Source organism: Ruegeria sp. O6, from assembly GCF_056535045.1.
The window spans coordinates 24,696-34,811 of the sequence record NZ_JBQERM010000022.1; the positions used below are offsets into that span (position 1 = coordinate 24,696).

Here is a 10,116-nt window from a genome sequence, read left to right on the forward strand (position 1 = left end):
TTATTGCGCAGCCATTTCATTTACGATCATGTCATAGGCTGCCTGGGCGTCGATGCCTGTGCCATTGACTTCGTCGATAACCTTGGCGCGTACATCCGCAGCAATCGCATTGAACTTTTCCAGATCTTCAGCGGATGCGGCATGGATCGCGTTGCCTTCGGTGCCTTCGGTTTCTTCCCGGCCGATCGCATCGATCTCATCCCAGATTTTGCCAATTTCACGGCTCAGTGGTTCACCGAAAACGTTTTCTTCCAGCGCTGCCTGCAGATCGGCGGGCAGGTCAGCAAAAGTGTCCTCGTTCATGATAAAGGCAAACGAACCGCGATACAGGCCGCCAGGGACCTCATAAACGTTCTGGGCCACTTCCGTCAGCTTGAAACCTTTGCGGGATTCAAAGGGCATGACGACGCCATCTGCGGCCTTGGAGGCCAGGGTTTCATACACTTTCGGTGCAGGAACCTGGATACCGGTTGCACCCAACGCCGTGCCCACGTCACCGCCAACACCGCCGGGGATGCGAACCTTGAGGCCCGAGACTTCGTCCAGCGACGTCACCGGACTGCTGGAATGCAGCTGAGCCGGACCATGTGTGTGCAAAGCGATCACTTTCACACCACGGTGTTCATCTGCCGCCTTCAAATGTGTGTCATATGCGCGCCAATATGCGACCGACGCAGCCTCGGCCGAGCCTTCATATCCGGGCAGTTCGATCATCTTGGTGGTGACAAACCGGCCCGGCTGATAGCCGTGGAAAATGATCGAGGCATCAGCGGCGCCATCCATGATCAGGTCCATCTGCGCAGGGGGCGGGGCAAGGCCCAGCTTCAGTTCGGCGGTGACCTGACCATCGGTGGCCTCTTCGATCATCTCGACGAATTTCGGCCACATCTTGGCATTGATGCCATGGGTCGGCGGGGCCCAGCTGGAAATGGTCAGCGTATAGTCTGCCGCAAGCGCCACTGTACCTGAAACGGCCAGTGCAGCTGAGGCAAGAAGTGTGCTCAACCTTGTGAATTTCATAGTTCTGTCTCCTCCCTGTGAAACATGAGTCAAGAATGCGTTAATGGTCACTTTTGTAACCATCAACTTGTTAATTGTCCCCAAGACAACCCGCGACGCGCCATGAACCGGGGCTTTCCTTGGCTACGGTTTCCATCATTGCGTGCGACGTGTTGGCTCCGATTTCCTTGCAATAGTTCATCGGCCCGCCGCGCCAGCGCGGAAAGCCGTAGCCGTGAATTTGAACCATATCGACGGCTTCCGCGGACTCGGCGATCCCCTGCTGAATGATCAACGCGCCCTCGTTGGCCAGCACCGCCAGGATGCGCGACACGATTTCGTCCTGCGCATATGCCCGCCGCGTTATGCCCTGATCCGCCGAGTGGGACTCGATCAACGCCTCCACTTCGGGATCGCGGATCGGTTCGCGATGACCCTCTTCATAGCGATACCATCCTTTGCCCGTACGTTGGCCAAGACGACCCATCTCGCACAGCTGGTCAGCAATCGTCACATAACGTTCGTTCGGGTCGCGGGTTGCGGCATTGCGTTTTCGGTTGGCCCAGGCAATTTGGAGGCCGGTCAAATCTTGCAGCTCGTAGGGCCCCATGGGCATCCCGAAAGCTCGCATTGCCTGATCCACCTGATAAGGCAACGCTCCATCTGCCAGCAAATAATCGGCCTCGCGCCGATACGCAGCCAACATCCGGTTGCCGATAAAACCATCGCAGATGCCCGACAGGACAGAAACCTTGCGAAGCCTTTTTCCGAGCGCAAACCCTGTGGCGACAACTTCGGGCGAAGTTTGCGGCGTATGCACGACTTCCAACAGCTTCATGACATGGGCAGGGCTGAAGAAGTGCAGGCCAATGCACCGGGATTGATTTTCGATACCCGCGAAAATCTCGACCGGGCTCAGGTAAGACGTGTTCGTGCCCAGAATCGCGTCACGCTGCATATGGCGGGCCAATTCTGCAAAAACCTGTTGCTTGACTGACAAGTCTTCAAACACAGCCTCGATCGCCAGCTGAGCGTTCGCAGCTTCGGAGTAGCTGTCCACAGCTCGAAACGCAGCAAGGCGTTCCCGCAGCTGTGCTTCGGACATCTTACCCCGGTTGACCGCCCTCTGTAGCAGCCCCTCAACCCGGCTACGGGCGGCGGCAGCTGCATCCAAATCTCTTTCAATCAAAGTAACAGACAGCCCGCCACTCAGGGCAGCGGTGGCGATCCCTGCGCCCATCAACCCGCCACCGACAACTGCGATCCGGCTGATATCGCGCGGAGTAACTCCGGCAATCATGGAAGGTCTGGCCACCTTGCGCTCGGCAAAAAAGGCGTACCGCAAGGCGCGGCTTTCAGAGTTTTGACGCAGAGCCAGATGGCGCGCACGCTCTTTCGGCTGTGCGGCAGCAAAGGGTTCGGACGACCAGCTGAGCGCGGTCAGGTTTTCCAGCGGTGATTGCTGACCCCTGGCGCGTTTTATCAAAGCCTGACGGCTCGTCTCCAGAAGGTCAGACGCGAATTCGCCGACGGGCCTTTGACTGACAGGTGCCGGGCGCTTTGGCAGGTTGGCGACAAAGTCCAGAACAGCTGCCGTTGGGTTATCGGCAATCAGGTCAATTCCGCCGAGATTGGCCATTTCCTCGGCTTTCAGGGTTTTTCCCGAACAGGCGATGTCGATCGCTGCTTCCATTCCAACAAGGCGCGGCAATCGCTGCGTGCCCCCTGCCCCCGGGATGAGGCCCACATTGACTTCCGGCAACCCAAAGCTGGTGCCCGGCGCTGCGATCCGCCACGCGCAGGCCATGGCAATTTCAAACCCGCCACCTAACACGTTGCCGTGCATACAGGCGATAAACGGCACATTACTGTCTTCGATTTTCTGAACAACATCAGGCAAATGCGGCTCAACCGGAGCCGCATCAAACTCGGACATGTCACCGCCCGCGATAAATGTCCGACCGGCGCAGCACAGGACGGCAACCCGAGCTTTCTGAACTGCATCGACCGCGGCGGCCAGACCCTGCCGAACGCCCGTCGAGGTTGCGTTCACCGGCGGGTTGTCGACCGTGACCCAGGCCACGTCGCCCTTAAAGTCAACACTCACCAGCGACGGCTGCGACATTGGCAATCCCTTTGATCAGTCCAGATTCGGTTCGGGTTTATATATTGACCAACCGTTCGGTTAATGCAATGATTAAGTTGTCACGGGAACAGATGAGACTGCCATGAGCGATACGATCCTTGTACATGATCACGGAAACTGGGTTGAAATAACCCTGAACCGCCCCGACAAGCTGAACTCGTTCAATGAGGAGATGCATCTTGCCCTTCAGGACGCGCTGAAGAGCGCGCGCGAAAATGGTTCCCGCGCGATTTTGCTGACCGGCGCAGGGCGCGGTTTTTGTGCGGGTCAGGACCTTGGAGACCGCGATCCCTCGAAAATGGATGGCCCGCCCGATCTGGGCAAAACTGTACGCACTTTCTATGCCCCTTTGGTTCGACTGATCCGGTCTTTGGATTTCCCGGTAATTTGTGCCGTAAACGGCGTGGCCGCGGGTGCAGGCGCGAACCTTGCACTGGCTTGCGACATGGTTCTGGCCGGGGAAAGCGCAAAGTTCATTCAAAGCTTTTCCAAGGTCGGGTTGATTCCGGACACAGGCGGCAGCTGGCACCTGCCCCGATTGTTGGGCGAAGCGCGCGCTAAGGGGCTGGCCCTGACAGCAATGCCCCTAACCGCCAAACAGGCCGAAGACTGGGGGCTGATCTGGAAGGCGTTGCCCGATGATCAGCTGATGACCGAAGCACGCGCTCTTGCCACGCAACTCGCCAACGGCGCCACCCTTGGGTTGGGCCTGACCAAGCAGTGCATTCAAACAGCGGCTACCACATCCTTGTCCGATCAGCTTGAAATTGAAGCGGAGGCGATGAAAACCTGTGGTGAAAGTGCCGATTACGCAGAAGGCGTGTCCAGTTTCCTCGAAAAACGCGCACCGCATTTTCAGGGAAGATGATGATGACCCCAAACGAACGTGCCCAAAAATCCGCGGCAGCGATGTGGGCCAATGACGAAGCCAGTAAATGGTTCGGGATGGAGCTTGTGGAGGTCGAAGAAGGGCGCGCTGTCCTGTCACTGACTGTTGCACCGCATCACTGTAACGGACACGGTATTTGCCATGGCGGCGTCACGCACGCTCTTGCTGACAGTGCTTTTGCCTTTGCCTGCAACAGCCGGAATGTTGCAACTGTAGGGCAACATACAATGGTCAGCTATCTTGCACCGGGACGGAAAGGTGACCGCCTGACGGCTACCGCGACAGAAGTGAACCTGTCCGGTCGCAGCGGTATCTACGACGTCCGCGTCATCAATCAAGACAATACTCTGATCGCTGAATTTCGCGGCATGTCCCGCGCCGTTGGCGGCCAGAATTTTCAAGAATAGTTTCGTGACTGGAGGAGTTACGCGATGGAAGACCTTACCCCCAACAAAGCGGACCTGGACCCGATCGAAATCGCCTCGATCGACGAAATTCGCGCCACGCAGCTTGAGCGCCTGAAGTGGTCCGTGCGTCACGCCTATGAAAACGTTCCGATGTACAAGCAGCGTTTTGACGAGGCTGGCGTGCATCCCGACGATCTTCAGCAGCTTTCGGATTTGTCAAAGTTTCCGTTCACGTATAAAAACGACCTGCGCGACAACTATCCGTTTGGTCTTTTTGCGGTCCCGCGCAGCGAGATAATTCGCCTGCACGCGTCCTCCGGCACGACAGGCAAACCGACAGTGGTCGGTTACACAAAGAATGACATCGACAATTGGGCTGACCTTGGCGCGCGCTCTCTTCGGGCGTCTGGGCTGCGCAAGGGCGACATGGTGCACAATGCCTACGGCTATGGGCTGTTCACCGGTGGGCTAGGCGCCCATTACGGGATCGAACGCCTTGGCGCGACTGTCGTCCCGATGTCGGGCGGGCAAACTGAAAAGCAGGTCAACCTGATCAACGATTTCCGTCCTGACGGGATCATGGTTACACCCTCCTACATGCTCAATATCCTTGAACAGTTCCACAAGGCGGGTCTCGACCCACGTGAGAGCTCGCTGAAGGTTGGCGTTTTTGGTGCCGAACCCTGGACTGACGCGATGAGGGCCGAGGTCGAGGCAGCCTTCGACATGCACGCCGTCGATATCTATGGCCTGTCCGAGATCATGGGCCCCGGAGTCGCCAATGAATGCGTTGAAACCAAAGACGGGCCTGTAATCTGGGAGGATCACTTCCTGCCGGAAATCATCGACCCGGCGACCGGAGAAGTCCTGCCCGATGGCGAAACCGGAGAATTGGTGTTCACGACTCTGACCAAAGAAGGGCTGCCGATGATCCGCTACCGCACACGCGATCTGACGTGCCTGCTGCCGGGGACAGCAAGGTCAATGCGCCGGATGGCAAAGATCACCGGTCGCAGCGACGACATGATGATCTTGCGCGGCGTCAACGTCTTCCCCAGCCAGATCGAGGAACAGGTCATGGCAACGGGCGGTCTTGCCCCCTATTACCAGATCGAGCTCTATAAATCCGGTCGCATGGACGCCATGCGGGTCTTTGTTGAATCCTCCCCCGATTCCACCGACGAGCTGTCAAAAACGGCCGCTGCACGGATGCTGACCAAACGCATCAAGGACGTCGTTGGCGTTTCAACCGAAATTGTAGTAGGTGACCCCGGCGACGTCGAACGCTCTCAGGGCAAGGCGAAGCGCGTTGTAGACAATCGCGATAAGGACTGAGCCGTGGCCCGGACAATTGCCAAAGACCACGACCAAAAGCGGGAACAGATCCTGAAGATGGCGGCAAAAGTGTTTGCCGACCAGGGGTTTGACCGTGCTTCGATGACCCTTTTGGCCAAAGAATGCGGCATCTCGAAAGCAAACATATACCACTACTATGACAGCAAGGATGCCATCCTGTATGACATCCTTGAAACGTACCTGCGTGAGTTGCGGGACCGGATTTGCAATGTTGATCTGGACGGCCTTAACCCCGAACAGAAACTGCGCAAAGCAGTGCGCGAGATCCTTTTTGCCTATCAGGGTGCAGATGACGAGCACCGGGTTCAGATCAGTGGCATGAGCGCATTGACCGAAGAACAGCAAAAAAGGCTGCGGGGCTATCAGCTTGATCTGGTGAACTTTGTCCGCGACATACTTCTGGAAATGTCCCCCGGTTCTTTTGACGGCGCCAAGGACAAGCTTCGCGGCGCGACGATGTCAGTCTTTGGAATGTTGAACTGGTATTACATGTGGAACACCGGCGCAGGCCCCAAAGCCCGCGAAGATTATGCCGATCTGGTGAGCACCCTGACCATGCATGGTGTGCAAAAGCTTTAGGCATGCCCGCTTGGAGAAATCACGCACGGGTGTGGTCTCGTGTGTTGTTCTGAAATCGCAGATCAGATTGGTCGGCTATCCTGAGGCGCGCCAATAAGGACCGTGGCTGCAGCGAGCGCGTGGCCTTCTTTCTTACTTTTTGCGCATCTTCAAATCGTCTAAGAAATTGCGTTTCGCTGCCATGACCTCTTCGTCCGTCATGTTTGATCTGTTCAATTCCAGAAAATACTCTGCGGCTCCAACCGGTTGGACATTCAAGTTACTGACAGGCGTAAGATCATCGGACCTTACGTTCAGCATCGATAGCACCTTTGTGGCGGGAAATAGACGGTCACTCATGTTTGAGGTGTCTAGGGAAACGACGTCGGCTCGGGAGGATACGGCATCCTTAACTCGGGCAACCACACCAGCAAGATCTGCGCCTTGCTGAAGTAGGTCCGCGTATTCCGAAAGGCCTTCCTGAATTCGGTTCGAACGTATGTTTTGCCAATAAACACTCTTAATCCAATCAGAGGCGTTCCTGGTGGTAAAAAAGAAGGTTGCACGCGCGTTACCATCAGCGAACTTCTCGATCTCATCCAATAGCACTTCAGACAAAACCGTTACCATGGAATAAGAATACACATTTTTACGCCCTGGAATCAGGCCCGCAAACTCCTCGTTACTAATCAAAAGCGGTTTGTCTGTTTCGTTTTCAAAGCGCGCCAGAGCTTGTCTTAATTGTTTACGAAACTTATTTAGCACTCGTTCTTCTTGCACTACAGAAAAGCGCCGTGCTGAGAAGCCCGCCTCTTGCAGATCACTCGGAACCAGAATATTCACTCTGCCCTTTAATCGGGAACGATTTCTGAGCAACATTGTTTGCAGTGTTCGAGTGCCTGTTTTATGAAACCCCTGATGTATAACGACTTTCAACATTTTCTTATCTCTCGCTAAACTCTCGTCGAAGTTGCCGGAAAAGCGCTTTCCTCAATACCCTTTCATCCTTCAAAGACCCACAATTGACCTTTGACCTACCCACCGATGGTCCCTCACTCATAACGAGAGTGAGCGTGTTAGATATTCATAGTCTTCGGTTTCGGCTTGGGCAAACTCACCTGCGGCAATGACTTCATACAGGCTGGAAAACTCAGGAAAATCACCGTTCAGGGCGATCGCACCATCATCGGTAATCAACCAAAAGAAGGTATCCCTTGCAGCACTGAACGTTGCGAATTTTATGGCAGGCTCTCCCAGACATCGCGGATGACATCCGCCGCCATCAGCACGTCATCGCGGGTTGTGTCGAATTGCCCGACCTGAAAACGGATGATCTTGCGGCCATTAAACATGCCTTGCGTCAAGTAAATTCGGCCATCGTCATTCAGCGCGTCCACCAGTCGCTGCTGAGCGGCGTCATCCCCTGGACAGCGAAAGGAAAACAGGCTCAGGATCGGGCCGGTGGTGATCTCAAACCCCTCTATCGCGCCGATCTTTTCTGCAAGTTCATTGGCCCAGAGCACATGGTTGCGAATTCGGCTCCGCAACCCGTCGAGACCGTATGACCGCATCAAGAACCAGATCTTCAATGCCCGGAACCGTCGACCCAGAGGGATTGTCCATTCCGAATAATTCGTTACCTCTGCCCCTGTGGTCTTGAGGTATTCCGGTTCGATCTTAAGCGTGTTGAGCTGTGGCGTGGCGTCCCGCAGAAACTGGATCGCGCAATCGAACTGCGCCCCCATCCATTTATGTGGGTTGAAGACAATGCTGTCGTAACGATCCGCCCCGGGCCAAAGGGCCTCACGAAGCTCGGGGCAGATCATCGCCGACCCCGCCCAGGCCGCGTCGAGATGCGTATAGAGGTCGTATTTTTGCGCGATGTCAGCCACCGCCACCAGATCATCGCAGGCCCCAACCCCGGTGCCGCCCGTAATTGCAATGATACCAGCAGGTACATACCCGGCCGCGATGTCACCCTGAATTGCGACATCAAGAGCCTCTGCATCAATCGTATAGGTCGGACCACGTGTCGGCAGTTTCACCAGATTGTCCTGACCGATCCCTGCAACCCAGCAGGCCCGATCAATCGACGAATGAACCTGATCCGAGCAGTAGATGCGCAGTGCGCCCTTGGCGTTCAGGCCTTCGCGGTTGCCGGTAAACCCTGTGGCCCGTTCCCGCATGGTCAGCACAGCCGACAACGTGGCGGATGATGCGCTGTCCTGAATAACTCCGGTCGTTCCTTCCGGCAATCCAAGCGCCTGCCGCAGCCAATCGACCATGACACCTTCGACCTCGGTCGCAGCTGGTGAGGTCTGCCATAGCATGCATTGCGCCGCGATTGTGGTCACCAGCATTTCAGCCAGCATCGACGGCGGCGCTGCGTTGGCCGGGAAATAGGCAAAGAACCGGGGATGTTGCCAATGTGTGATACCCGGCATCACGATTCGTTCGAAATCGGCCATGATGGCTTCCATGGGCTCGCCACTATCGGGGGGCGATGCCTTTAGCTGGGCCGTGATTTCTCCTGGTGTGGTCTTGGCCCGAACAGGACGTTCAGCAAGTGTCTTGTGGTAATCGGCCGCCCATTTCGAAATGTGCTGACCCCAATGCGAAAACGCGTCCCAATCCATGCGCAAGCCTTCTCTTGTAACTGAACACCAATTTGTCCAGTCCCCGACCTTACCCGTTCGGCTCGCGGATTAAAGCCGAACAGGTGTGCTTTCTTCAAATGAAAAGGTCCCGAGTTCTGCCTTCAGACCGAAAAGCTGACATTCGCCTGACCTGTGCCAGAGCTGCCGAAGTAGGGGGTGTAGATGTCGATCTCACCCTTGTAGCTGCCCCAGCCCAGAGCTCCGAACAGCAAAGCCGTGTCATTCATGGCGCATTCGCCTGCGCATTTCTTCGCATAGTCCGGCAGCATTTCAAGGAACTCTTCGAACCGTCCCTGTTCCCACATCTCCAGCACGTGCATATCCATCTGGCGGTTGAACTCGCCGTTTACCGCATTCAATCCGTCGACCGAGCGCTCATTCGGCGTGAAATCATGGCTGAGTGAGCCAGAGGCCAGTATGGATACGTTCCGGTCGGAACGCCGGATACCTTCGGCAATGGCCTCACCCCAGACGCGGTTTTCCTGGATCGACGAGAACTGGTTGACTGCAACGGGCAAAACGCGCGCATTCACCCCTTCGTTGATGAAATGCATAGGCAGAAGGGTGCCATATTCCATTCCCATATCGGGGTGCGAATGGCCAAGCGCTCGCTCGCCACGCTCACGCAGAACATCAAGGATGGTTTCCCCCAACGCGTTATCTCCGCGATAATCAAACTCCATGTCTGCCAGCATGTGCGGCAGTTCATGACTGATGAAGCGGCCTTTGTGGTGCTCTTTGGTATTCAGGTGAAACCCCTGATTGGTGATCCAATGGGTGTCGAACACAAGAAACGTCTCGACCTCGCGGTCTATCGCGTCCTGGCGCAGGCGCGCATAACCATCAATGGCAGACTGCCGGATGCCTTTGTATTTTGGCATCGTGTGGGACATCCAGATACTTGGCACATGCGTGATCTTCGCGGCTTGTACGATCTTTCCCATGGCAGTTCCTCCTCGTGTTTACCGATGTCTGTGTACCAGAGCCCTTGCCCGGTTACAGTTTCCCCAGCTGCATGATGTTGTGGTTTCCGGTTGCGAAGCCGACGTGTTTTTGTTCCATGTAGAACTCGAAGCTCCAGTTGCCGCCGTCGCGGCCGATACC

The 10,116-nt window shown here is 56.0% G+C and carries 10 protein-coding genes; 4 read left to right on the top strand and 6 right to left on the bottom strand.

Annotated features, from left to right (window positions below):
- Together ACR0DY_RS18955 and ACR0DY_RS18960 are read right to left on the bottom strand one after the other, a co-directional pair.
- Positions 1-1,020, bottom strand: coding sequence for a TRAP transporter substrate-binding protein (locus tag ACR0DY_RS18955; RefSeq protein WP_480484859.1), 1,020 nt, complete (start codon positions 1,018-1,020; stop codon positions 1-3).
- Positions 1,021-1,090: 70 nt separating this feature from the next.
- Positions 1,091-3,124, bottom strand: a complete 2,034-nt coding sequence (locus ACR0DY_RS18960) for an FAD-dependent oxidoreductase (RefSeq protein WP_480547556.1) — start codon at positions 3,122-3,124, stop codon at positions 1,091-1,093.
- A 103-nt stretch (positions 3,125-3,227) separates the two neighbouring features.
- On the opposite strand from ACR0DY_RS18960, the gene paaG reads away from it, so the two are divergent.
- The 4 genes from paaG to ACR0DY_RS18980 are packed head-to-tail and all read left to right on the top strand — an operon-like array spanning position 3,228 to position 6,376.
- Positions 3,228-4,013 carry a 2-(1,2-epoxy-1,2-dihydrophenyl)acetyl-CoA isomerase PaaG gene (gene paaG, locus ACR0DY_RS18965; protein ID WP_480547558.1) on the top strand — a complete coding sequence of 262 codons (786 nt, stop codon included), beginning with the start codon at positions 3,228-3,230 and terminating at the stop codon, positions 4,011-4,013.
- Positions 4,014-4,015: 2 nt separating this feature from the next.
- Entirely contained in the window at positions 4,016-4,441 is a 426-nt protein-coding gene (gene paaI, locus ACR0DY_RS18970; protein ID WP_480547562.1) for a hydroxyphenylacetyl-CoA thioesterase PaaI, read from the top strand.
- 24 nt (positions 4,442-4,465) lie between these two features.
- Complete coding sequence (gene paaK, locus ACR0DY_RS18975) at positions 4,466-5,776, top strand: phenylacetate--CoA ligase PaaK (RefSeq protein WP_480478164.1); 1,311 nt, start codon at positions 4,466-4,468, stop codon at positions 5,774-5,776.
- A gap of 3 nt (positions 5,777-5,779) precedes the next feature.
- On the top strand, positions 5,780-6,376 hold the full coding sequence (locus ACR0DY_RS18980) for a TetR/AcrR family transcriptional regulator (RefSeq protein ID WP_480484862.1): 597 nt from the start codon (positions 5,780-5,782) through the stop codon (positions 6,374-6,376).
- Positions 6,377-6,508: 132 nt separating this feature from the next.
- On the opposite strand, the gene ACR0DY_RS18985 is transcribed toward ACR0DY_RS18980, so the two are convergent.
- The 4 genes from ACR0DY_RS18985 to hpaD form a co-directional block, all read right to left on the bottom strand.
- Entirely contained in the window at positions 6,509-7,294 is a 786-nt protein-coding gene (locus tag ACR0DY_RS18985; protein WP_480484863.1) for a hypothetical protein, read from the bottom strand.
- 117 nt (positions 7,295-7,411) lie between these two features.
- Entirely contained in the window at positions 7,412-7,552 is a 141-nt protein-coding gene (locus tag ACR0DY_RS18990; RefSeq protein WP_480484864.1) for a hypothetical protein, read from the bottom strand.
- A gap of 41 nt (positions 7,553-7,593) precedes the next feature.
- A complete protein-coding gene (locus tag ACR0DY_RS18995) occupies positions 7,594-8,991 on the bottom strand; it encodes a pyridoxal phosphate-dependent decarboxylase family protein (RefSeq protein WP_480484865.1) in 1,398 nt (465 codons plus the stop codon).
- Between the two features lie 122 nt (positions 8,992-9,113).
- The gene (gene hpaD, locus ACR0DY_RS19000) at positions 9,114-9,956 is read right to left on the bottom strand and encodes a 3,4-dihydroxyphenylacetate 2,3-dioxygenase (RefSeq protein WP_480484866.1); all 843 of its coding nucleotides are present in this window, start codon (positions 9,954-9,956) and stop codon (positions 9,114-9,116) included.
- Positions 9,957-10,116: the final 160 nt, after the last annotated feature.